At 50.1% G+C, this 22,912-nt stretch carries 21 protein-coding genes; 4 read left to right on the top strand and 17 right to left on the bottom strand.

The features are described 5' to 3' along the window. Positions 1 to 138 precede the first annotated feature (138 nt). Positions 139 to 999, top strand: coding sequence for a hypothetical protein (locus H8S75_RS05575; protein ID WP_187019962.1), 861 nt, complete (start codon positions 139 to 141; stop codon positions 997 to 999). Positions 1,000 to 1,211: 212 nt separating this feature from the next. Here H8S75_RS05575 and H8S75_RS05580 read toward each other — a convergent pair whose 3' ends face one another. From H8S75_RS05580 to H8S75_RS05630, 11 genes are all read right to left on the bottom strand, one after another. Then, positions 1,212 to 1,712, bottom strand: a complete 501-nt coding sequence (locus H8S75_RS05580) for a metallophosphoesterase family protein (RefSeq protein WP_187019964.1) — start codon at positions 1,710 to 1,712, stop codon at positions 1,212 to 1,214. Beyond that, on the bottom strand, positions 1,709 to 2,323 hold the full coding sequence (gene rdgB / locus H8S75_RS05585; protein WP_187019965.1) for an RdgB/HAM1 family non-canonical purine NTP pyrophosphatase: 615 nt from the start codon (positions 2,321 to 2,323) through the stop codon (positions 1,709 to 1,711). The genes H8S75_RS05580 and rdgB overlap by 4 nt, the downstream gene beginning before the upstream one ends. Before the next feature lie 27 nt (positions 2,324 to 2,350). Continuing rightward, positions 2,351 to 3,916, bottom strand: a complete 1,566-nt coding sequence (locus tag H8S75_RS05590) for a lectin like domain-containing protein (RefSeq protein ID WP_187019967.1) — start codon at positions 3,914 to 3,916, stop codon at positions 2,351 to 2,353. 4 nt (positions 3,917 to 3,920) lie between these two features. After that, positions 3,921 to 5,078 (bottom strand): THUMP domain-containing class I SAM-dependent RNA methyltransferase, encoded by a 1,158-nt coding sequence (locus H8S75_RS05595; protein ID WP_432764176.1) that lies wholly within the window; start codon positions 5,076 to 5,078, stop codon positions 3,921 to 3,923. A 1-nt stretch (position 5,079) separates the two neighbouring features. Next, positions 5,080 to 5,628, bottom strand: a complete 549-nt coding sequence (yfcE, locus tag H8S75_RS05600; protein WP_187019969.1) for a phosphodiesterase — start codon at positions 5,626 to 5,628, stop codon at positions 5,080 to 5,082. Positions 5,629 to 5,695: 67 nt separating this feature from the next. Next, positions 5,696 to 6,004, bottom strand: a complete 309-nt coding sequence (locus H8S75_RS05605) for a rhodanese-like domain-containing protein (RefSeq protein WP_002604607.1) — start codon at positions 6,002 to 6,004, stop codon at positions 5,696 to 5,698. 192 nt (positions 6,005 to 6,196) lie between these two features. After that, positions 6,197 to 6,424: a hypothetical protein gene (locus H8S75_RS05610; protein ID WP_187019972.1), complete on the bottom strand. Its 228-nt coding sequence runs from the start codon at positions 6,422 to 6,424 to the stop codon at positions 6,197 to 6,199. A 308-nt stretch (positions 6,425 to 6,732) separates the two neighbouring features. Next, a complete protein-coding gene (locus tag H8S75_RS05615) occupies positions 6,733 to 7,458 on the bottom strand; it encodes a C40 family peptidase (protein ID WP_187019974.1) in 726 nt (241 codons plus the stop codon). A 136-nt stretch (positions 7,459 to 7,594) separates the two neighbouring features. After that, entirely contained in the window at positions 7,595 to 8,290 is a 696-nt protein-coding gene (locus H8S75_RS05620) for a C40 family peptidase (protein ID WP_187019975.1), read from the bottom strand. A 208-nt stretch (positions 8,291 to 8,498) separates the two neighbouring features. Further along, complete coding sequence (locus tag H8S75_RS05625) at positions 8,499 to 8,972, bottom strand: DUF1700 domain-containing protein (protein WP_002604611.1); 474 nt, start codon at positions 8,970 to 8,972, stop codon at positions 8,499 to 8,501. A gap of 100 nt (positions 8,973 to 9,072) precedes the next feature. Further along, positions 9,073 to 11,010 (bottom strand): fructose-1,6-bisphosphatase, encoded by a 1,938-nt coding sequence (locus H8S75_RS05630; RefSeq protein WP_187019977.1) that lies wholly within the window; start codon positions 11,008 to 11,010, stop codon positions 9,073 to 9,075. Positions 11,011 to 11,291: 281 nt separating this feature from the next. On the opposite strand from H8S75_RS05630, the gene H8S75_RS05635 reads away from it, so the two are divergent. The 3 genes from H8S75_RS05635 to H8S75_RS05645 are packed head-to-tail and all read left to right on the top strand — an operon-like array spanning position 11,292 to position 14,275. Beyond that, complete coding sequence (locus H8S75_RS05635) at positions 11,292 to 12,098, top strand: MBL fold metallo-hydrolase (RefSeq protein WP_187019978.1); 807 nt, start codon at positions 11,292 to 11,294, stop codon at positions 12,096 to 12,098. A 53-nt stretch (positions 12,099 to 12,151) separates the two neighbouring features. After that, positions 12,152 to 13,330 carry a M23 family metallopeptidase gene (locus tag H8S75_RS05640; protein ID WP_187019980.1) on the top strand — a complete coding sequence of 393 codons (1,179 nt, stop codon included), beginning with the start codon at positions 12,152 to 12,154 and terminating at the stop codon, positions 13,328 to 13,330. A 48-nt stretch (positions 13,331 to 13,378) separates the two neighbouring features. Further along, entirely contained in the window at positions 13,379 to 14,275 is an 897-nt protein-coding gene (locus H8S75_RS05645; RefSeq protein WP_243270187.1) for a helix-turn-helix domain-containing protein, read from the top strand. Between the two features lie 33 nt (positions 14,276 to 14,308). Here the strand turns inward: H8S75_RS05645 and H8S75_RS05650 are convergent, their stop codons facing one another. The 6 genes from H8S75_RS05650 to ilvD all read right to left on the bottom strand — a co-directional run bounded on the left by H8S75_RS05650 (position 14,309) and on the right by ilvD (position 22,886). Next, the gene (locus tag H8S75_RS05650; RefSeq protein WP_187019982.1) at positions 14,309 to 15,496 is read right to left on the bottom strand and encodes an iron-containing alcohol dehydrogenase; all 1,188 of its coding nucleotides are present in this window, start codon (positions 15,494 to 15,496) and stop codon (positions 14,309 to 14,311) included. A gap of 350 nt (positions 15,497 to 15,846) precedes the next feature. Further along, entirely contained in the window at positions 15,847 to 17,094 is a 1,248-nt protein-coding gene (locus H8S75_RS05655) for a DUF1015 domain-containing protein (RefSeq protein WP_187019983.1), read from the bottom strand. A gap of 92 nt (positions 17,095 to 17,186) precedes the next feature. Then, a complete protein-coding gene (locus H8S75_RS05660; protein ID WP_187019985.1) occupies positions 17,187 to 18,350 on the bottom strand; it encodes a phosphoglycerate dehydrogenase in 1,164 nt (387 codons plus the stop codon). A gap of 19 nt (positions 18,351 to 18,369) precedes the next feature. Further along, positions 18,370 to 19,455, bottom strand: coding sequence for a 3-phosphoserine/phosphohydroxythreonine transaminase (serC, locus tag H8S75_RS05665; protein WP_002604619.1), 1,086 nt, complete (start codon positions 19,453 to 19,455; stop codon positions 18,370 to 18,372). A 27-nt stretch (positions 19,456 to 19,482) separates the two neighbouring features. Then, positions 19,483 to 21,162, bottom strand: a complete 1,680-nt coding sequence (gene ilvB, locus H8S75_RS05670) for a biosynthetic-type acetolactate synthase large subunit (protein WP_055660676.1) — start codon at positions 21,160 to 21,162, stop codon at positions 19,483 to 19,485. Between the two features lie 53 nt (positions 21,163 to 21,215). Beyond that, complete coding sequence (ilvD, locus tag H8S75_RS05675) at positions 21,216 to 22,886, bottom strand: dihydroxy-acid dehydratase (protein ID WP_055660674.1); 1,671 nt, start codon at positions 22,884 to 22,886, stop codon at positions 21,216 to 21,218. Positions 22,887 to 22,912: the final 26 nt, after the last annotated feature.

Genomic DNA, 22,912 nt, shown 5'->3' on the forward strand with positions numbered 1-22,912 from the left:
TATACAGCGACAAGCAGCCCGGAGATAATAGAAGCCGGTTTTATAATTATTTTTAATGAATTTTCACAATAATAATCGTGGTTTTTTACTCCTATTCGTAGTATAATATAGATACTCTCACGGAAAGGAGGTAAGATCATGTTAAATACACAGAACCAGGAATTATTACAGGCGATCGGATGTATGGTTGGCGAAAAAATGGAGACTTGTTTTACTGAGTATGACGCGAGGTTGGATGCGAAGCTGGATGCTCGCTTTGCTGAATATGATGCGAAACTGGACGCTCGCTTTGCTGAATATGATGCGAAATTAGACACCCGCTTTGCTGACTACAACGCTAAACTCGTTTCACAATTTGCCGACTACGACGCCAAACTTGATTTACGTTTCGCCGACTACGACGCCAAACTTGATTCACGTTTCGCTGACTACGACGCTAAACTCGTTTCACAATTTGCCGACTACGACGCCAAACTTGATTTACGTTTCGCCGACTACGACGCCAAACTTGATTTACGTTTCGCCGACTACGACGCCAAACTTGATTCACGTTTCGCTGACTACGACGCTAAACTCGTTTCACAATTCGCCGACTACGACGCTAAACTCGATTCACGTTTCGCCGACTACGACGCCAAACTTGACTCCCGTTTCGCCGACTACGACTCTAAACTCGATTCACGTTTCGCCGACTACGACGCCAAGCTTGACTCCCGTTTCGCCGACTACGACGCTAAACTCGATTTCCGCTTCGAATCAACCACCGCATACCTTCTGTCAGAAATAGACACCCGTATTGCCAAGAGCGAAGCCATGCTTCTCGATGAAATTGAGCGCATCCACATGCAGGTATGGGAAAACTCCAAAAAGCTGAAGCAGCTCCAGAAGGACGTATCCTCGCTGAGATCGAAAGACAATGATTTCGGCATCATTTATTCCTATCTGAATAAGCTGGACTTCCGGGTCTGCAGACTGGAGTCTGCCCTATCGCCCCTATAACCCCTGAAATGAAAAACGCTCCGGCATATCGTTGCGGGAGCGTTTTTATAAACAAACAGGTATCTGGCAGTACGGACTACCAGACCTTCGTATTCTAACTTTCCATTTTTCTGTAACATCCCAAATTCACTTACACACCTTTACACATTTCTTCCCACTAATTTCACTACAGGCACTTCTTCCGCAATCTCTTTTTCTTAATTCTCCACCCACTAATTATACTGCGGCTCCAGAAAGTTTAAAGTAAAATGCGCCTTCCCCTGATCATCCAGTTCCATAATCATAAACGACGGTTTCCTTCCATCCTGTCTGGGATAAGACAGACTTCCGGGATTCAAAATAGTCACACCGCCCCGCAACTCATAGAAAGGTCTGTGGGTATGTCCGTACATGACGATATCCAGACGGCGGTCTCTCGCTTCCTGCTCTAAGCGCTCCACGCCCAAAGACACATTATAATAGTGACCGTGAGTCAGAAGGACACGGTACTCTCCGATCTTTAATTCCTTCTCCCGGTCTAAATTGGAAAAAAAGTCGTTGTTCCCCAGCACCATTTCCAGGTCACAGTTTTCTCCAACCCAGCCCGCGATTTTCGTTTCGCTGCCTTCCGCATCGCCAAGATGAATAAGCATATCGAGCGGCGATGTCTTCTCAATCACTTTTTTCAGATTATCGTCTTTTCTGTGTGTATCGCTCACAATTAATATCTTCATCCCACGTCCCCCTTATAGATCTCTTCCAGCTTCCGCTTCATCGCCTCAAGCGCTTTTCCGCGGTGGCTGATCCGGTTTTTCTGCTCCATGGTAATCTCCGCGCTTGTCACTCCGAACTCCGGCAGGAAGAGGATCGGATCGTATCCAAAGCCGCCATTTCCCGCCGCTTTTTCTGCAATGATTCCCTCCATGGTCTCTTCCGTATGGACAACACTTCCATCCGGCAGCACAGCCGCAATATTGCACACAAACCGGGCGCTTCTGTCGTCACCGGCCGCCTCATTGACCCTGGAGATAATGGTCTGATTCTTGATCTCATAGGAAGTATCCTCGCCCATATATCTGGCTGAATAGATACCCGGCTCTCCATTTAGGCAGTCCACCACCAGGCCGGAATCATCCGCAAGGACAATCCCCCCAGTCTCAGCCCACACCGCTTTCGCCTTGATCTCCGCGTTCTCACCGAACGTTTTCCCATCCTCGACGATCTCCGGATCGGCCCCGGCCTCTTTCATGGATAAAATCTCCATTCCCAAATCGGCTAGAATCAGCCGGATCTCCTTCATCTTTCCCTCATTGCCAGTGGCAAATACGATCCTGTTATTACTCATCTGTATATTCTCCTTCATAAAACGGATTCACTTCCTGTCCGTGGTATAGGCCTTCAGGCAGAGGTTGCATTTCTGCTCCTCCTCGACCCTGGTAAAATTCACCCCATCGGGACTGATGTACCCCTCACCGTCACTGATGTCCACGATCGTCTTTCCATCCCCTGCATCGTATTCGATTGCGGCCGGATGGACGCTATCCGGAGTCGTCAGTTTCACCAGCACGGCAAACCGCTCCCCCGGTTCAAGATCCAGCCCAGCCCTTGTATCTGCGTTCAGAGGGATCGTATAGAATCCTGCATAGTCGAGACTTCCTGACGCCGCCAGCTTCCGGTTTTTGAAACCTTCTCCGGCCTTTATGGACTCCTCGTCCCCGATATTTTTCACAACATAGACTTCATAGGAAGAATGTCTGTCTGTGGCATAGAATCCAACCGCCTCCAGAGTCTCCTTTCCCTGCGCCTCATAGACATTGGAGAACCATACCGTATCGGAACCATACCCCAGCTGCCCCACCCAGCCCCTTAAATCTGTCTGGTAGTTATGATCGTAATGATCCTGATCTTCCACATCCGTGTAGATAATATTATTCAGCCCGATATTGGAGTCGTAATATGACACATAAAAATATCCGTCATCGCCAAAGCCGTCTCCCCAGCTGTTCATGCAGATAAACGCTCCATCGCCATTGACTTCCGTGTTAAAATTCTCCCGCGGATACTCGTCATCCCAGCCAATGATCACGGAATCATGGTTCGGCGGCTGAGACCCAATATAGCAGTAGGCGTATTTCTCCTCATTATAATGAACGGACTGGCTTTCCTCGTCCGTCATGGAAGTGTAAAGAGAGCTCTGTACGCCTCCATACTGAAGAATGGCCCGCTTAATCTTTTCATAATCTTTTCCCGGCACCAGTTCGACTCCCTGGACGTGTTTGACCGCCTTTAAGCCCGCGGGAGAGACACCGTCTCCATAGGGATCATCCGCTTCCAGGACCGGCCCCTTCCAGGACAGGAGATACGCCATGGACATCGTATACTCCCCTCCGTCGCTCTGCGGAATGCAGAAACCATTATTCAGGGACATATGATCCTCTGAAAAGTCGTATACCTCATTGGGAAGCAGACGCGCTTCCAGCGCCATCAAAGAGGCAAAGGCCCAGCAGGTTCCCAGAGAGCCCTGGTTCTTTATCGAAGGCGCCCGGCCTGTTGTACGGCCGTCATAGGCCACAGGAAGCACCTCCGGCACCGGATTCGCGGTATTCCCCGTCCCATCAGTTCCGGCGTCTCTTTCCGCCTCCGCCTCCAGCGGTCTGTTAAATTCTCTGCCGCCCATCTCCGCATTTCCATTGCCCTGGGTCACATCGTTTTGATCCGCATTGTCTCGATCCGCATTGTCTCGATCCGCATTGTCTCGATCTGCATCCCCCTGATCTGCACTGCCCTTACCGGCATCTCTGCCATTCTCCCCGGTACCCGTAAATGCCCATTCCGGCACTCGGAAACCGCCTGTTGGCCACCGGCCGTTAATCCAGAGTACAGCGGTTCCGGTGAGCACCAGAACGGCCGCCGTTCCCAGCCATTTTCCTGCTTTCAACTAATCAATCTCCTGTTTTCCGCTTTGGAGGTTTCGGTCCCATAAACTGGTAGAAATACGTCTTCATCATACCATTGTAGATCTTCCGGTTCTTGTCCGCTTTTCGCCCGACGTACCGTTCCGCATCCTCATAAGCGGTTATCATATAGAGGGACCAGGAATCCAGCGCGCGGTACCGTTCACCGATCTCCTTATACAGCGCCGGCAGATTCTCCTTCTCCTCAATTCTCTCTCCATAAGGCGGATTCGTAATGATAAATCCGTACTTTTTCGGATGGCTGAGCGCACTTAATGGCCTCTGCTGGAAATGAATCATATGATCCACACCGGCAGACTCCGCATTGGCTCTCGCCGCCTTCACAATATCGCCATCGATATCGTACCCCTGGATATCGACCTCCACCTCTGTCTCCAGCAGATCCGAGGCCTCATCCATGGCCTCATACCAGAACTTCCGCGGTATGATGTTCTTCCAGTCTTCCGCCAGGAAGGACCGGTTCATTCCAGGCGCCATATTGGCCGCTATCATGGCTGCTTCAATCGGAAATGTACCGCTTCCGCAGAAGGGATCCACCAGAATCCGGTCTCGGTTCCACGGTGTCATCATGATCAGAGCCGCGGCAAGGGTCTCCGTGATAGGCGCCTTGCTGGTAAGGGTACGGTAGCCTCTTTTATGGAGTGAATCTCCTGAAGTATCGATCCCTACCGTCACCTCATCTTTATACAAAAATACACGGAGCGGATAGCTGCTTCCGCTCTCCGGAAACCATTCCAGGCCATACGCCTTCTTCAGCCGCTCCACCATGGCTTTCTTCATGATTGACTGGATATCGGAAGGGCTGAACAGCTTGCTCTTAATGGAGGACGCCTTCGCAACCCAGAACTTTCCATCCTGAGGAATATATTCCTCCCACGGAATACTCCGTGTATTCTGAAATAACTCCTCAAATGATTCCGCATGAAAGCTTCCCACTTTCAACAGGACACGCTCTGCCGTGCGCAAAAACAGATTCGCGCGGCAGATGGTCTCTTCATCTCCGATAAATGTCACACGGCCGTCTTCCACCAGAGTGATATCATATCCCAGATCCGTAATTTCTCTTTTTAAAACAGCCTCCATGCCAAAGTGACACGGCGCAATGAGTTCAAATGTTTTTTTCACTTTATTCTCCCAGGTTCTTTTCTTTAATCACGCGGCCCTCGAAATCCAGGATCCGAAAGACCCCAGCCTCCAAAATCGCGTATGTCGGCGGATTGCCTTCCTTCGGTATGGATACAGAGCCGGGATTTAAGATGGTGATATCCCCGCACTGATCCGCCCGGAGCACATGGGTGTGCCCATGAAGCAGCACATCCCCTTTCTGCATGGGTGGAAGGTGATTCTCATGATAAACGTGGCCATGTGTGGCATAGATGGTGATTCCATCAATCGCCAGCAGCGCATAGTCCGCCATCACGGGAAATTCCAGCACCATCTGGTCCACCTCCGTGTCACAGTTTCCCCTGACACAGTAGATTCTGTCTTTACAGCCGTTTAACATGGCCAGCACCTCTTTAGGAGCATATTCCTTCGGCAGATCATTTCTCGGTCCGTGATAAAGAATATCTCCCAGTAAAACAAGGCGATTCGCTCCGGATGCCTCAAACGCTTCCAGCAGCTTTCTGCAATAGAACGCGGAACCGTGGATATCGGACGCAATCATATATTTCATAAGTAAATTCTCCTTCTTGCATTAATAGGTATATTTTAAGTCTTACAGGGCGTATCTGTCAATAAATTTACCCTCGAACCAGATATTTTCCGCGGTAATAGGCGATTCCATTGGCCACATTCAGCACAGAATACCCCATACGGGCCAGATAGCGGCATACCATCATACTTTGTCCGCCTCTCGCACAGTAAAATACCAGCAGTTTATCTTTTGGAAGTTCGGAAACTCTCTGCTCCATTTCCTCATACGGAATATTGACAGCCCCATTTAAATGGGCTCTCTGATACGATGCGGCATTTCGCAGATCAATCAGCATCATATCGTACTCATTTTCTATATAATAATCGACTTCACCAATCGGTATTGTCTTGAACATACAATCACCTGTCCTTTCTATTACCATTATATTCACGACCCGTGAAAAGTTTATCTTTCTGATCGTGACTGCATGAAAGGAGTCCTTACAATCAAAAAGCACAGGGAGATATGCTTTCGCATCGTTTCCCTGTGCTTTTCGACGAAATCATGAACTTATTGGCAAGTCCTTATTTTCGTACCACCAGACAGATTAATAGTCAGACTTATTCTGGCTGTTATTCTGGTTGTTGTTGCGGCTGCTGTTCTGGCTGTTGTTCTGGCTGTTGTTGCGGCTGCTGTTCTGGCTGTTGTTCTTGTTGCTGTTCTGGCTGTTGTTCTGGCTGTTATTCTTGTTGCTGTTCTGGCTGTTGTTCTGATTGCTGTTCTTGGAAGAATTGCTGCAATCGTTGTAGTTATCATTGTAGTTGTTATTAGACATCTTATGATACCTCCTGTCGGATTTTTTGTTACACGGTTAGTATGGCTGATTCCTCAAATATTATACAAAAAATTATAAAAAATAACTTTGCTTTTTTCATCTGCCTATATTATAATTAGAGTGAGGAATTAGATTTCCTCATCCTTATTAATTATTTATACTCCCCTCAGAAGAGTCTGGATAGCTCCCCTATCCGGGCTCTTCCTTTTTTGACCATATTTTTAATCCCGACGGACGCAAAAGACTCCCGGCAGCCAGTGCCGGGAGTCTTATATCCCTTATCGAAAATCCAGTTATCCGCTTGTCCATTATTCGCCAATGACATTGACAATCTTGACGGGAGTCCGGTAATTCCACTGAGAAATCTTGATTCCCGTTTTATAGGTGGAGGAGTGTACGATCTGTCCATTGCCGATATACATGGCTACGTGATTGATCGATCTTCCGTTCCCGTAAAAAATCAGATCACCGGGCTTCATCTGGTCAGAACTCACAGCTACTCCCTGGGAAGCCTGTCCGCCTGAAGAACGGTTTAAAGAAATACCTGCCGCATGCTGCATGATGTATCTTGTAAATCCGGAACAATCCACTCCGGTATGAGGATCACTGCCGCCATAGGCGTAACGTCCGCCCACAAACTGCAGTGCGTAATTGACAACACTCTGTCTGAACTCCGCAGGAGCATCGTATGCTGCTTCCAGTGCGGCGATCGTCGCCTCGTCGGTCTGGGTAACTGTTGCGTTTCCGTCGACCGGAAGATAACCGTATGTATCCTTAACCTTCACTTTCACGAATCCGTCACCCATGTCTTCCACGACCTGGAATGATGATCCCCTGGAAGCTGCCATCAATATTTCCTGGCCGCTCTCATCCGTGCTGATATTCACGGTCTCTGCTTCAACTGTTGCGATATAATTACCTGAACTGAGTCCTGGTCCGGAAACTTCATCCGCTTTGGCATCTGCCGGATTTGCAAGTACGATTGCTCCACAGAAAGCCAAAAGGCTTAATGTTTTCCATGTATTCTTTATCATTGGGACATTGCTCCTGTTTTTTACTTTTTCGTTCTAATTATTACGTAATTGTTAAAATCATTACGTTTATTATACATTTACCTTGCTTTTCAGTCAAGTATTATTTCATTCCGATAACATTCCATTATTTTCCATATCAATTCAGCACTCTGACTACCTTGACAGGCGTCCGGTACGTCGCGTTGGATATCTTGATTCCCGTCCGTTCCGTGGAGGCATGTACAATCTGTCCGTTGCCGATATACATAGCCACATGATTGATATAGCCCTTGCCGCCGTAGAAAATCAAATCACCCGGTTTAATGTCGCTGTAGCTGACGCTGCGTCCCTCTCCCGACTGTGCTCTGGAGCTGTGGCTCAAGGAAACGCCTGCCGCGTGCTGCATGATATATCTTGTGAATCCGGAACAGTCGGCTCCGGTATTCGGGTCCGTCCCGCCATATACGTAACGGTTTCCAACAAACTGAAGCGCATAATTCACCACATCCTGACGCAGCTTCACGCTTTCATCCACTTTTTCCTTTGTCTTCTCGATCAGGGTCGCCCGATTGCTCGGTATGTACCCCTCGCCTTCCGCAGTGCTGATCTTTACCCAGCCGCCTTCTGCCGGTGCGGCAACTTCATAAGTCTGCCCCCGTAAGACTTTTGTAACTGCCTCTCCGCCCGCGTTCTTTGCCTTCCGTACCACGACGTCCGGCGCATCTATCTTCGCATACAGTGTTGTACTTGTTTCCACTTCGATCTCTGCCGCTTTTACGGTAACCGGTGAATGCCAGGCCAGAACCGCATAGAGGCCGATGACCCCCAGCACTTTCCAAGTTTTGTTCCACATGTTTTTCCAACTCCTGATTCTTACGTTTTTATTTCGTTTGTTTATCATTATGTAATATGTTACATAAATGTTACAAAAACTAGTATACTCTACTCATCGTCATATGTCAAGCAAAAATCAGGCAAAAACGGCAGCTATACCGAAAACACCGGTATAACTGCCGTTACACTTTTGTAATATTTATAATCTGTTTTTAATAATTTTCTTTTTACCGCCTGGGGCCCCGGATTAACCAGACCACCAGAAGAATCAGAAGAAGCGGTCCCATGAGAGGTATCAGAAGACTGAATAAACCGGTCACAATACTTGCGACTATGAAGAAGAACAGCACTGTCACAACCACAGCCAGAAGCTTCCAATACCACTTGTTCAAATCGACAAAGTGGAAATGGCGGCCCGGTCCGGCCTCTTCCTCATATACCGTCTGGCCCTCGTTCCGGTACGTATCATACGCAGACTGGTAGCTTCCGCCCTCTCTGGCATTCTCCGTGGCCTCCATGATCGTCTTAGCGATCAGCCTCGGATCTCCGATCGCACCGGTCACTTCGTCTTCCGTCTGGCCGCCCGCCGTCTCCGTTCTGATATAATCGTCGTAGTATCTTATATTTTCCTCAATCACATTTCCAGGCACTTCGCCGGTCAGCGTGTCCCGCAAACGCTGTAAAAACTCCTGTCTGCTCATTGAAGCCTCCTTCAGTAAAGTAACTGACCTTTCCTAGTATACCATTTCCCCCAGGCTACGTAAAGGAATCTTCTGTAAATTAATTATTAAAATTTCATAATTATTCTACTTTTTCCTTTAATATGCCTTCTCTGTAAGCGCCTACCAGTTCCTTCAGATCCGCAATGCGCCCAGCCAGCTCCACTCCCTTGTCCGTGTCCGCCACCATGACCCGCTTATGCATATTCTCCACAATGGATACCCGGGGCGTGCTCTCTTTTTCCGGGTCAAAGGGCTTGTGCTCGGCCAGGGCCAGGTGATTGGAATTATAAATCAGGGTATACCCGGCGATTCCGGTCCTGGACTGGTACGCCTTCGACAGGCCTCCGTCAATGATGAAAAGCTTCCCTCCCGCCTTTACAGGAGACTCTCCCTCCTTGATTTTAACGGGCACGTGGCCGTTGATAATATGGGAACCCGACTTTGGAAGCCCAAACTCCTCCAGGATCCGGTCACACGTCTCTTCCTTAACGCTGAGCCGGTAATACGGATTCATCGGTTCTTTGTGAGTGGCGGGGTCCTCGATAAAATAGTGTTCGAAGGTCGTCATCTTGCCTTTTCCGTAAACCGGTGACTTAGCCCCGCACCACAGATACCACATGAAGTCCATGGCATCTTCCTTTTCCGGCGATTCCTCCGCCATGAAATACGCGTTCTGCACCTTCCGGTCCACATAGTCCATCAGCGCCTGTCCTGAATAGGAAATGCCGCCCACCACGATCTCGTCGAAGCTTCCATCCTCCTTCATCGGGATACAGCCATGGTAAAGCAGATTGGAATTATAGCATTTGTAAAGACTTCCATGAGAATAGAGGAAACGGATATGCTTATGCAAAAGCTCATTGTGTTTAAATGACAGCTGAAGCGTATGAAGAAGGTCTTCCTCCTCTGCCGTTAATCGGAGCGGATCCTTAGGGTCCACCGTTGGAAATGACAGATCCAGCATCGGATATTCCCTTCCCTCCAGCACCACCACACCCCGATCGAAATCAACAGCCTCCAGAAGTCTCCTGTCATCCATCTCATACTCCGGATGGCGCCCGATAATCTGGCCCTGCACCTTGAACTGAATGATGGCGATGGCCTTGTGCATCTTGGCCGCCAGACCCGGATCCACCGCATCGTAGATATTCTCATCCAGGATCTGCGGGACAAAGCGCTCGCACGGATCATTGTGGTAAACCCTGGCCGCGAACATGGACAGCGGACGGAGATTGATTCCGTAGCCGTCTTCCAGCACATCGAAGCTGTTGTAGCTGATCGCAATACGCAGCACATTGCAGATGCAGGCCAGGTTGCCGGTTGCCGCTCCCATCCAGGAAATATCATGGTTTCCCCACTGGATATCCACATCATGGAACTGCATCAGCTCTTTCATAATAATATCCGCCCTGGGGCCTCTGTCAAAAATATCGCCGATAATATGCAGACTGTCGATCGTCAGATTCTGAATCAGTTCACACAGCGCAATAATAAATTTATCTCCGACCCGGATGTCGATAATCGAACGGATAATCTCGCTGTAGTATACCCGTTTATTGTCGTCATTATAATCCACATGAAGAAGTTCATCGATCACATAGGCAAATTCCGGCGGCATTTTCTTTCTCACCTTGGAACGGGTGTATTTGGAAGAAACCACCTTGCAGATCTGAACCAGACGGTATATGGCAACTCTCTGCCAGTCGTCCGTAGCCAGACCCTTCAACTGCATCTGGCTCACCACCCGCTCGGGATAGTAGATCATGTTAGCCAGTTCCACCTCTTCTTTTTCCGGAATAATATGTCCGAATGTCTCCGTGATCTTTTCCCGGATAATACCGGAAGCGCTGCGGAGCAGATGGATAAATGCCTCATACTCTCCGTGCAGGTCACTGAAAAAGTACTCGGTTCCCTTTGGAAGCCCCTGAATCGCCGTTAAGTTAATGATCTCGCTGGAGGCCGCCTTGATCGTCGGATACTCCCGCGACATCAGCTTCAAGTAAGCTAAGTCTCTCATAATCCTCTCTCCTCACCCATCATGCCGCTGCCTGAGTCCATGCAGACCGTCCCTCCTTTCCCTTTCCATACCATGCAGCCGCATCTCTAATAAAGTAATAGTAACACAAAATATGGCCTTTTGAAAGCCCCATACTGCCCCGCGGGACTTGCAGATTTTTTTATGTTGTAGTAACATACTTACAGAGGGGCGTAAGGCCCCGGAGCAGGGAATCTTGCCGCATATGGCATTCAATACACAGGACAGCCCAGATCCGGCTGTCTGTAATCAGGAGGCAGAAAGTGGAACAGTTATATGTATTCGGAACCGGTCACGCCGCTGTGACACGGTGTTATAATACGTGCTTTGCCATAGAAAAGAACGGGGAATTTTTCATGACGGACGCAGGCGGCGGCAACGGCATTCTGAGAGTTCTCCAGGACATGGATGTGAATATGGCCCACATCCACCATATCTTCGTCACACACAGCCACACAGACCACATACTGGGAATCGTCTGGATGGTACGTTTCATCGGCACGAAGATTTTAAACGGCTCCTATGAGGGGAAGCTGCATTTATACAGCCACAAGGACTTATTGCCGGCCATCGAGACCCTGTGCCGTCTGACGCTTCAGGAAAAGCTGTGCCGCCTCATCGGGGACCGCATCGTACTGATTCCCGTCTCTGACGGAGAACAGCGGCAGATACTGGGCATGGACGTCACCTTCTTCGACATCCACTCCACCAAGGCAAAACAGTTCGGCTTTACCGCCATACTCTCAGACGGGCAGAAACTCACCTGCTGCGGGGATGAGCCATTGAATACGCTCTGCGCCCCCTATGTGGAAAACAGCACCTGGCTGCTTCATGAGGCCTTCTGCCTGTATGAAGACAGGGACCGTTTTAAACCGTATGAAAAGCACCACAGCACCGCCAGAGACGCGGCCGAAACCGCCAGAGACATGAACGCGGAAAATATCGTGCTGTGGCACACCGAGGACACGGATCTGGAACATCGCAGGGAACGGTATACGGCAGATGCGGAAGCACTGTTCCATGGCGGTATCTTTGTGCCGCGTGACGGGGATATCATCCCTCTTTCATAAAATTTCATATTCTCTCCACTCTCCGCATAGGATGAGATGGAGGAGATTTTCTTATGAAAACATGGAAAGAACGAATTGCAGAATCGCCAGAGACTCTGCACCATATTATTATTTACATAGAGGTCATCGTACTGACACTCCTTTTAGTATCCCTTTTTCTGATCACCCCAGGCGGAAAATTCTCTTTTCCGGCGTCGAACCAGGACGGAAAAGCCACCTCCTCCGAGGCGAAGAAGTATATCAAGTGGGTAGACTTTAAGGTAACGGCCAAGGCCATGCAGGAGGCGTTCCGGTACGATGTCAACACCTGCCAGTCCAGCCCCCATCTAAACTGGGTGGATCTGCTCTCCTATTTAGGGACACGGTACGGCGGAGATTTTTCCAAATACTCCACCAAGGACTTAGATACGCTGGCAGAACAGCTCTTATCCGGTAAAACGCTGGAGGAGCTGACCGCAAATATGAAGTATTACACATATTACCGCCAGGCCTACGGCGCCGTTTTAGACGGTCTCGTCGGTCAGTACGACATTCAGATCGCCGCGGAAAATGCGCCCTTATTCGCCACTCCGGCGGTCAACTCCGACGGGACCACGGACCCGGACCGCGTATGGGTCACAAAATATGGTTTAAAAGCGTTTTCTCCCATCGCCAAGGGATTTCCTTATCAGGATTACGACGACTTCGGTGTCTCCCGTTCCTACGGCTACAAGCGCCAGCATCTGGGTCACGATATGATGGGTCAGGTCGGTACTCCCGTGATCGCCGTGGAATCGGGATATGTGGAGGCCATCGGTTGGAACCAGTACGGCGGCTGGAGACTCGGTATCCGCAGCTTTGACGGAAAGCGGTACTACTATTACGCGCATTTACGGAAAAATTATCCCTACCATAAATCCCTCAAGCAGGGAAGTATTATCACAGCCGGCGATGTCATCGGCTATCTGGGAAGGACCGGTTACAGCCGGACGGAGAACACCAACAATATCGATGAGGCGCACCTGCATTTCGGCCTTCAGCTTATTTTTGATGAGTCTCAGAAAGAAGGAAACAACGAGATCTGGGTGGATTGCTACGAACTCACGAAGTTCCTGTCCATGAACCGCTCAGAGACGCTTAAGAATCAGGAAACCAAAGAGTACGACCGCATTTACGACATGAAGGACCCGGATATTCCGAACAACTTTGTGCCCCACGCCCCTTTGCCGGAGGAACAGCATATTCCCGATTAGCTAAAAAAAGGGGCTGCATCCACACATACAGAAAAAGGGGATACAGTCATGAATCCAGTCAAAACCGGAGCATTGATCAGAGAACAGCGAATTGTAAATCATTTAACGGAACAGGAGCTGGCCGAAAAGGCCGGAATCTCTGTGGAATTACTGGAGTCGTACGAACAAGGTACGGCTCTTTTCCGTGCCTCTGTCTTAAAGAGGCTGACCGGGCCGCTGGGCCTGTCCCTGATGGAACTGATGTATGGAAAGAGGCTCACTGCCATACGCAGTTCTCATCTTCATACGATCCGCATGGACCTTATTCGGACCGCCTATGATTATAAAGAGTATTACTGGATTATCGACGGCAAGGCGATTGTCACTTATCTGGACGAGTGGGTGCATGCAGGCGGCTGTCCCGATTTAGAGCCCTTCGGTTCTCTCACCGGACTCCTTCCGGCCTGGACCGGCGAACTGATATGGAAGGCGGACAACCGTTTCATCTGGGAAATGATCGACTCGCCGGAAACGCTCAATGTACCGATTCTGGTCTGTGAAGACGACTGCGATCTAAGCTGCATCGTCATCCTGGCCAGAATACGAAAAACAGAAAATCTCGTCTTCTGGGAAAAGCTGGGACGTCTGACTCATGAGAACGAAGACTTCAATCTGGAAAAACGTTCCGGAATCCTTTGCCTGGAGGCATATACGGATGAAGACTGGGAACAGTACGGCGATAATATCGCCTGTGAGCCGTGTGACAGCGCAGAATACCGGCAGTGGATTTCCTCACACTGGGATGAGGAACTGATTCGAAGAAGACGCAACTATACGAAGCCCTACATGCAAAACGAGGCTCATATCCAGTGGATCGCAGAACCTGGCTGGTGTTTTGAAAGGGCTGCATATGACCGCATGGTGGAGGCGTTCCGGGATGTATATAAGGCAGGCGGAAAGCGCTGATTTGCTGCGTTTACCGTCTGCCTTATTTCATCCCTAAAGTGACATTCGATAGATATCCATCATCTCATGCTTCCCCAACTCTCTGATTCCCGGAAGCACCCGTCTGCCAAAGTTCGTACACTTTTCAGCCATCTCGTCAAAGTCCTCTTCCTTCACGTCGGCTTCCAGTTCCGTCAGCCGAACCGGCATATTCAGGCTCTTAAAATAATCCTCCATCCGCTGAATGCCATCCAGCGCAGTCTTTAGCGGGTTCTCGAAATTCATCTCCACATCCCAGACACGGACAGCCAGCTGGGCGAACCGCATGGGATCGTCACCGCAGACGTATCTGGCCCAGGAACAGAAGAGCGCGGAAAGACCAGCGCCGTGAGCCACCTCCGGATATTTCCCCGACAGCTCATGTTCCAGCTGATGAACCGTCATCATGACCTCCCGTCCCAATCCGGTTAAATCATTATGGGAAAGACTTCCCGCCCACATCAGGGTCGCTCTCGCCTCATAATCTTCAGGGTTTAAGTCCGCTGCGGTTCCTGCCTCTATGACGGCCTTCATAAGCCCCTCTGCGATACGGTCTGTCAGCGCCGTATCCTTTGTAGTGCCGCCTAAATACCGTTCCAGCGTATGCATCAGAATATCCACAGTCCCGCATCCGGTCTGGAATCTGTTCACCGTAAAGGTCAGCTCCGGATTGCAGACAGCAAAAAGCGGCCGATGGGTCGGACAGTTAAAGCCTCGTTTCAGACCATTCTCTTCATTGGTGATCACGCAGGACTGGCTCGTCTCACTTCCCGAGGCGGACAGCGTCAGAATATTACCGTGGGGAAGTGCCTTCGGAGGAACGGCTTCCTTCATAAAGTATTTCCATGGGTCAATCTCCGGATTCGGTGTCCCATCTGCAATACACTTTGCGGAGTCGATCACACTGCCGCCTCCTACCGCCAGGATAAAGTCCACGTTCTCACGGCGGCAGATCTCCATGCCTTCCAGCGCCTTAGACAGCGTCGGATTCGCCTGCACACCGCCAAAGAGTATGAATTCAATTCCTGCTTCTTCCAAAGATGCCGTCACCTGATCCAAAAGGCCGCTTCGCTTCACGCTGCCGCCGCCATAGTGGATCATAACCTTTCGGAAACCGTACTCTCTGATGATTTCTCCTGCACGCTTCTGCGTGTCCCTGCCGAAAATCACTTTTGTGGGGACACAGTATTCAAAATTATTCATAGCTTTCCCTCCCGCGGCTTGACTTTACGTCAGTGGGGGATACCGATTTCTCCCCGCCCGCCAGCGCCGGCAATGACATAAAATCAACCAGTTCCATATTTACATTGCAATCAAAAGAATACCATAAAATATCTCCAATCTCTGAACAGCTTATTGAAAGTATATTTACAGTATTCCCGATATTTATCGATGTTTCTATTTTACCATATACAGTTGTATTTTTCAATCGTCAAAATGTTTTATTTTTTGTGCAGGCGTAAACATTGTTACTGTATTTAATCGTACTAAATCAGCAATTAATCAAAAAAAGAGCAGGAAAGTTTTCACACTTTCTGCTCTTTCTGCTTACTCTACCTCCTGCGCAGCAGATGTATAAACAACCCGCTCCGCAGCTTCGGTTCAAACCACGTGGACTTTGGCGGCATCAACAGGCCCGCATCGGCCACATGGAACAGCTCTTCGATCGAGGTCGGATACATGGAAAACGCTACTGTCATATCCTCTCTGCACCTTTTTTCCAGCTCCGAAAGCCCCCGGATTCCGCCGATAAAATCAATTCTCTGATCGACTCTCGGATCACCGATTGAAAGAACCGGGCCCAGCAGGTGATCCTGGAGAACGGAGACGTCCAGCCCCTTCACCGGGTCGCTGTCAAGTAAACGCTCCACCGCTGTGAGACGGTACCATTTTCCACATAAATGCATTCCAAAGGTTCCTTTTTCCACAGGCGCAAAGCCTTCTGTCCCCATAGAGTCCACTAAAAAGCCGGCTTCTTCCACACGGGTTAAGAATTCTTCCTCCGTCATGCCGTTTAAATCCTTCACCACGCGGTTGTAGGGCATGATCATCAGCTGGTCATCAGGGAATAAGACTGACAGGAAATAGTTAAACGGCTCCTTTCCCGTATAGTCCGGATTCTCTTCTCGCCGCTTCAAACCAACTGAAACCGCGGAAGCCGCGCGGTGATGGCCGTCCGCGATATACGTGGCCGGAATTTCCGCAAATGCCTCTTCCACCGTCTGGATGGAATCCGCATTGTCGATCTCCCACACACGGTGACGGATCCCATCCTCTGCTGTAAAGTCATACAGAGGCTCTGTACCCGTCTTTAAATTCACCACTTTATTGATCATCGGGTTGGAACGGTACGCCAGGAAGATCGGGCCGGTCTGCGCGTCGGTAGTATCCACGTGCCGGATTCGGTCCAGTTCCTTCTCTTCACGGGTATTCTCGTGTTTTTTTACCACTCCATTCACGTAATCATCGATGGAGGAACACGCCACGATTCCCGTCTGCTTTCTTCCATCCATGGTAAGCTCGTAGATATAATAGGCCGCCAGAGGATCCTGCACGAAAGTCCCGTCTGCGATCCAGCTCTCAAGCATCTCCTTTGCCTTATGGTAGACGCGGTCGTCATACATGTCCATGTCGTCCGGGAACTGGGATTCCGGCCTGTCAATATTTAAAAATGATTTCGGATTGGCGGAGGTTACTACCTTCGCCTCCTTCCGGTTATACACGTCATAAGGGAGTGCGGCCACACGGGCAGCATACCTTTTATCCGGTCTCACACACGGAAATGGTTTTACTACAGCCATTTTTTCTCCTTTTCTTCTATGAGCACTTTAGCGTCCAAACGGGCCATGGATCCTTCCATGCCCCGTCCGAACTGCTGCATTTAATTGCTTCATTACTTAATTACACGCACCCGCAAAACGCCCTTAATTGCATTAAGCTTCTGAATCGTCACTGCATCCGGTGTGGACTCCAGATCCAGTAAGGTGTACGCGTATTTATCACGGCTCTTGTTGGTCATATCGGAAATGTTGACATTTCCGGCCGCGAGAGTTCCAGTTACCTGGCCAATCATATTCGGGATATTCAAATGCATAACCGCAACACGGCTTGCCATCTGGCACACGCCCATATCACACGCCGGGAAATTAACGGAGTTGCGGATATTGCCGTTGTCTATGTAATCCACGATCTCCTCAACTGCCATTCTTGCACAGTTGTCCTCGGATTCCTCTGTGGACGCTCCAAGATGCGGAATCACGATGGCGCCTTCCATATTGACAGACTTTGTGTTCGGGAAATCCGTTACGTAGCATTTTACCTTCCTGGCCTTTAACGCTTCCGCCATGTCATCCTCATTCACCAGCACGTCGCGGGAGAAGTTTAAGATCACCACGCCGTTCTTCATCTGGGCTATGGATTCACTCTTAATCATTCCTCTGGTGCTGTCTAACAGCGGCACATGGATGGTGATATAATCGCATTCGCGGTAAATTGTCTCCACGGAGGTGATATGCCTGACATTTCTGGAAAGCATCCACGCCGCATTGACCGAGATAAACGGGTCGTATCCGTAGACCTCCATACCGAGGGATGCAGCCGCGTTGGCCACCTCCGCGCCGATCGCTCCCAGTCCGATGACACCCAGTTTCTTTCCCTTGATCTCGCATCCGGCAAATGCCTTCTTGGCCTTTTCCACGGATTTGGCGATATTTTCGTCTTCTTTATTATCCTTTACCCAGTTGATCCCGCCTACCACGTCACGGGAGGCCAGCATCAGTCCGGCAATTACCAGTTCCTTTACGCCGTTGGCATTGGCTCCCGGAGTATTAAATACCACAATTCCTTTGTCCGCACACGCATCCAGCGGAATATTATTGACTCCGGCACCTGCACGGGCTACGGCAAGCAGATCATCAGGAAGCTCCATCTCATGCATGGAGGCGCTTCTTACCAGCACGCCGGAGGCCTCTTTCATATTCTCGGTTAACTCATACTCTTCATTTAACAAAGCCGTTCCTTTGCTGGAAATGGCATTCAGGCAATATATCTTCTTCATATTCGCGTCTCTCCCTTTCCTATTTACCATTTCTGGCTTCAAAATCCTTCATAAAGGCAACCAGCGTTTCCACGCCTTCCATCGGCATAGCATTGTAGATGCTTGCACGCATGCCGCCTACGGATCTGTGGCCCTTTAAGTTCTCGAGGCCCGCCGCCTTTGCTTCCTTTACAAACAGAGCGTCTAAATCGGCGTCTCCGGTTACAAACGGCACATTCATTAAGGAGCGGTCTTTCTTCTCTACCGTGCCCCTAAACATCTTGCTGTTATCCAGGAAATCGTACAGAAGATTCGCCTTTTTCTCATTGTACTCCTTCATCGCTGCCAGGCCGCCGCGGTTCTTTAACCATTTGAAGACCTTGCCGCAGATGTAGATGCCGTATGCCGGCGGAGTATTGTATAAGGACGCCGCGTCCGCATGGGTCTTGTAGCGCAGCATGGTTGGTGTTCCGGGAAGGACGTCTTCCGTGATCAAATCCTCACGGATAATGGCGATCACCACACCAGCCGGTCCTACGTTCTTCTGGGCACCGCCGAAGAGCAGACCGTATTTTTCCACGTCAACAGGTTCTGATAAGAAACAGGAGGAGATATCAGCTACCAGTGTTTTTCCTTTTGTATTCGGCAGCGTTTTGTACTTTGTACCATAGATCGTGTTGTTTTCACAGATATAAACGTAATCCGCATCCTCAGATATCGGCAGATCGGAAACATCCGGGATATAACTGAAGGTCTTGTCGGCACTTGATGCAACGGCGTTCGCCTTTCCATAAAGCTGTGCCTCCTGATACGCCTTCTTAGCCCACTGTCCCGTGATGATGTAATCGCCGACACGGTTCTTCATTAAGTTCATCGGAACCATGGCAAACTGCTGGGAAGCGCCGCCCTGTAAGAACAGCACCCTGTAGTTGTCCGGAATGCCCATTAAATCCCTTAAATCGGCTTCCGCCTCATTGATAATGGTTTCGAACATCTTGGAACGGTGGCTCATCTCCATAACTGACATGCCGCAGCCCCTGTAATCCATCATCTCGTCGGCCGCTTCCTTTAAGACTTCTTCCGGCAGTACTGCCGGTCCTGCGGAAAAATTGTACACTCTGCTCATATCTCTTTCCTCCTCTTTGATAGGGTTCTAAATCTTCAGATCATTTTCGTCGAACGCATCCTGAATTGGCGCTCCCGGAGAAACCATCGGGAATACCTTATCATCACAATGGATCTGACAATCTATAACAACAGGAATGTTAAGCCCGATGGCTTCCTTAAGAACCGGCATGAACTCCTCCTTGCTGGTTACCCGATAGGCCTTCGCCCCCATTCCTTCTGCTACCTTAACAAAATCAACCGCATCATTTAATACTGTATGGGAATATCTCTTTCCATAGAACAAGGTCTGCCACTGACGTACCATTCCAAGCACATGATTGTTTAATACCACCTGAATAACCGGGATATTATAGCGTGTCGCAGTTGCGATCTCGTTCATATTCATACGGAAGCAGCCGTCGCCGGCGATATTGATAACAACCTTGTCTTTGCATCCCATCTTCGCGCCCAGCGCGGCACCAAGGCCGTAGCCCATGGTTCCAAGGCCCCCTGATGTGACAAAGGTTCTGGGATGTTTGTATTTGTAGAACTGGGCGGCCCACATCTGGTGCTGGCCTACCTCGGTCGTGATGACCGCATCGCCCTGGGTCAGTTCGTAAATCTGTTCCACCACATAAGGACCGGTTAAGAGGTTCTTGTCGTAGCGGAGCGGATACATATCCTTCATACGGTCGATATGAGCCAGCCACTCGTCATGGTTGACCGGATCGAGCCGTGCGTTTAACTTCTTGAGAATCGTTTTGACATCTCCGATCACGCTGGCGTACGTCTTCACATTCTTGTCGATCTCAGCCGGATCCACGTCAAACTGGAGAATCTTCGCATTCGGCGCAAATTTGGCCGCATTGCCCGTCACACGGTCGCTGAAACGCGCTCCCACTACGATCAGCAAGTCGCATTCCGTGATTCCGAAATTGGAGGTCTTTGTCCCGTGCATCCCTACCATACCGGTATAGAGCTCGTCGGTTCCGTCAAACGCGCCTTTTCCCATGAGACTGTCTGCCACCGGGGCCTGAATCTTATGGGCGAAGGACTTAAGCTCATCCGCCGCGTCCGCAATCACCGCGCCGCCGCCGGCAAAGATGAACGGCTTTTTCGCATTGCGGATTAAGTACAGCGCCTTTTCCATGTCTTCTTCAGTGATTGTCGAATTCTGGCGCTCGATCGGCTCCGGAGCCTTGTATTCGTAATCACAGGAATTGGCGGTAACGTCCTTGGTGATATCGATTAACACAGGGCCAGGTCTTCCGGTCTGTGCAATCGTGAAGGCACGCCTTATGGTATCCGCCAGCTTCGTTATATCCTTGACAATAAAATTATATTTCGTAATCGGCATGGTAATGCCCGCAATATCGATTTCCTGGAAACTGTCACGGCCGAGAAGGCTGACAGCCACGTTGCAGGTGATCGCCACAACCGGGATGGAATCCATACACGCGGTCGCAATTCCCGTTACCAGGTTGGTAGCGCCAGGTCCTGATGTCGCCATGCAGACGCCCACTTTGCCGGTAGCTCTCGCATAGCCGTCAGCTGCGTGAGCCGCGCCCTGCTCGTGAGAGGTCAGGATATGGGTAATTTCATCCTGGTGTTTATAAAGTGCATCGTAAATATTGAGAATCGTTCCTCCCGGATATCCGAATACCGTGTCTACACCCTGTTCTTTCAGGCACTCAATTACGATTTCTGCTCCTGTCAATTTATTCATACGCCTTACTCCCTTTCTCTTATTGAGCGCTCTCGAAAACTTTGAGAATGCCCTTATTTCCCCGGTACCTCCAGGATAGCCCCCTTGCTTGCCGGTGCTGCCATAGCCGCATAACGCGCTAAGTATCCTGTCGTTACTTCCGGAACTCTTGGCTGCCATTTCGCCTTTCTCGCCGCCATCTCCTCATCGGAGACCTTCACGTCGAGACGGTTGTTGTTGATATCAATGAGAATTATATCCCCTTCCTCGACAAGTGCGATCGGACCGCCTGTCGCAGCTTCCGGACACACATGGCCGATGGATGCGCCTCTCGACGCGCCGGAGAAACGGCCGTCTGTGATCAGCGCCACTTCCGAGCCAAGTCCCATACCTGCGATGACCGAGGTCGGGTTAAGCATCTCTCTCATGCCAGGACCGCCTTTCGGTCCCTCATAACGGATCACGACCACGTCGCCCGCCACGATCTTTCCACCTTTGATCGCAGCCACCGCGTCTTCTTCACAGTCGAAGACTCTCGCCGGCCCTTCGTGCTTTAGCATCTCAGGAGCCACTGCGGATCGCTTTACCACTGCTGAATCAGGGGCTAAATTGCCCTTTAAGATAGCGATGCCGCCGGTCTTGCTGTATGGATTTTCTACCGGACGGATCACCTCCGGATTTAAGTTGACACTGTTTTTAATGTTCTCGCCGACTGTCCTGCCGGTTACGGTCATGCAGTCCAGGTTTAAGAGTCCCAGCTTGCTGATCTCCTTCATAACCGCGTAAATACCGCCTGCCTCATTCAAATCTTCTATGTAAGTAGGCCCCGCCGGTGCTAAGTGGCACAGGTTCGGAGTCTTTGCGCTCAGTTCATTGGCAATATCTACATTCAATTCCACTCCGGCCTCGTGTGCGATCGCCGGCAGATGAAGCATGCTGTTGGTGCTGCAGCCAAGCGCCATATCCATGGTGAGCGCGTTCCGGAAGGCCGCCTCTGTCATAATATCGCTCGGTTTTATATTTCTGCGGTACATCTCCATGACCTGCATGCCCGCGTGTTTTGCCAGCTTCAGCCGGTCGGAGTAAACCGCCGGAATCGTTCCATTTCCCTGTAAGCCCATGCCCAGGACCTCGGTTAAGCAGTTCATGCTGTTGGCCGTATACATACCGGAACAGGAGCCGCAGGTCGGACAAGCCTTGCACTCATACTCCCTGACTTCTTCTTCTGTCATGGTGCCGGCCGTATAGGCGCCTACCGCCTCAAACATGCTGGAAAGGCTGGTCTTGTGGCCCTGCACATGGCCCGCTAACATTGGTCCGCCGCTGACGAACACGGTGGGTACATTAATGCGCGCCGCTGCCATTAAAAGTCCGGGTACATTCTTGTCACAGTTGGGAACCATGACGAGAGCGTCAAATGCATGTGCCTTCGCCAGACATTCTGTGGAATCTGCGATCAAATCTCTCGTAACCAGGGAATACTTCATGCCGATGTGGCCCATGGCGATTCCGTCACAGACGGCAATAGCCGGAACCATGACCGGAGTTCCGCCTGCCATGGCGACTCCCATCTTAACCGCCTGCACGATCTTATCCAGATTCATGTGGCCCGGTACGATCTCATTATAGGAACTGACGATACCGACGAGCGGACGCTCCATCTCTTCTTCCGTCATTCCGAGGGCATGGAACAGGGAACGATGCGGTGCCTGCTGCATGCCTTTTTTTACTGAATCACTCTTCATAATCTGTCACTCCTTTTCTTTGTGCG

It is taken from the genome of Hungatella hominis (genome assembly GCF_014288005.1).
Lineage (GTDB): Bacteria > Bacillota > Clostridia > Lachnospirales > Lachnospiraceae > Hungatella > Hungatella effluvii.

Coding starts and splice junctions, on each gene's coding strand:
- H8S75_RS05575 (WP_187019962.1), top strand. CDS start 139: ATGTTAAATACACAGAACCAGGAATTATTACAGGCGATCGGATGTATG.
- H8S75_RS05580 (WP_187019964.1), bottom strand. CDS start 1,712: ATGAAGATATTAATTGTGAGCGATACACACAGAAAAGACGATAATCTG.
- rdgB (WP_187019965.1), bottom strand. CDS start 2,323: ATGAGTAATAACAGGATCGTATTTGCCACTGGCAATGAGGGAAAGATG.
- yfcE (WP_187019969.1), bottom strand. CDS start 5,628: ATGAAATATATGATTGCGTCCGATATCCACGGTTCCGCGTTCTATTGC.
- H8S75_RS05605 (WP_002604607.1), bottom strand. CDS start 6,004: ATGTTCAAGACAATACCGATTGGTGAAGTCGATTATTATATAGAAAAT.
- H8S75_RS05610 (WP_187019972.1), bottom strand. CDS start 6,424: ATGTCTAATAACAACTACAATGATAACTACAACGATTGCAGCAATTCT.
- H8S75_RS05615 (WP_187019974.1), bottom strand. CDS start 7,458: ATGATAAAGAATACATGGAAAACATTAAGCCTTTTGGCTTTCTGTGGA.
- H8S75_RS05620 (WP_187019975.1), bottom strand. CDS start 8,290: ATGTGGAACAAAACTTGGAAAGTGCTGGGGGTCATCGGCCTCTATGCG.
- H8S75_RS05625 (WP_002604611.1), bottom strand. CDS start 8,972: ATGAGCAGACAGGAGTTTTTACAGCGTTTGCGGGACACGCTGACCGGC.
- H8S75_RS05630 (WP_187019977.1), bottom strand. CDS start 11,010: ATGAGAGACTTAGCTTACTTGAAGCTGATGTCGCGGGAGTATCCGACG.
- H8S75_RS05640 (WP_187019980.1), top strand. CDS start 12,152: ATGAAAACATGGAAAGAACGAATTGCAGAATCGCCAGAGACTCTGCAC.
- H8S75_RS05645 (WP_243270187.1), top strand. CDS start 13,379: ATGAATCCAGTCAAAACCGGAGCATTGATCAGAGAACAGCGAATTGTA.
- H8S75_RS05650 (WP_187019982.1), bottom strand. CDS start 15,496: ATGAATAATTTTGAATACTGTGTCCCCACAAAAGTGATTTTCGGCAGG.
- H8S75_RS05655 (WP_187019983.1), bottom strand. CDS start 17,094: ATGGCTGTAGTAAAACCATTTCCGTGTGTGAGACCGGATAAAAGGTAT.
- H8S75_RS05660 (WP_187019985.1), bottom strand. CDS start 18,350: ATGAAGAAGATATATTGCCTGAATGCCATTTCCAGCAAAGGAACGGCT.
- serC (WP_002604619.1), bottom strand. CDS start 19,455: ATGAGCAGAGTGTACAATTTTTCCGCAGGACCGGCAGTACTGCCGGAA.
- ilvB (WP_055660676.1), bottom strand. CDS start 21,162: ATGAATAAATTGACAGGAGCAGAAATCGTAATTGAGTGCCTGAAAGAA.
- ilvD (WP_055660674.1), bottom strand. CDS start 22,886: ATGAAGAGTGATTCAGTAAAAAAAGGCATGCAGCAGGCACCGCATCGT.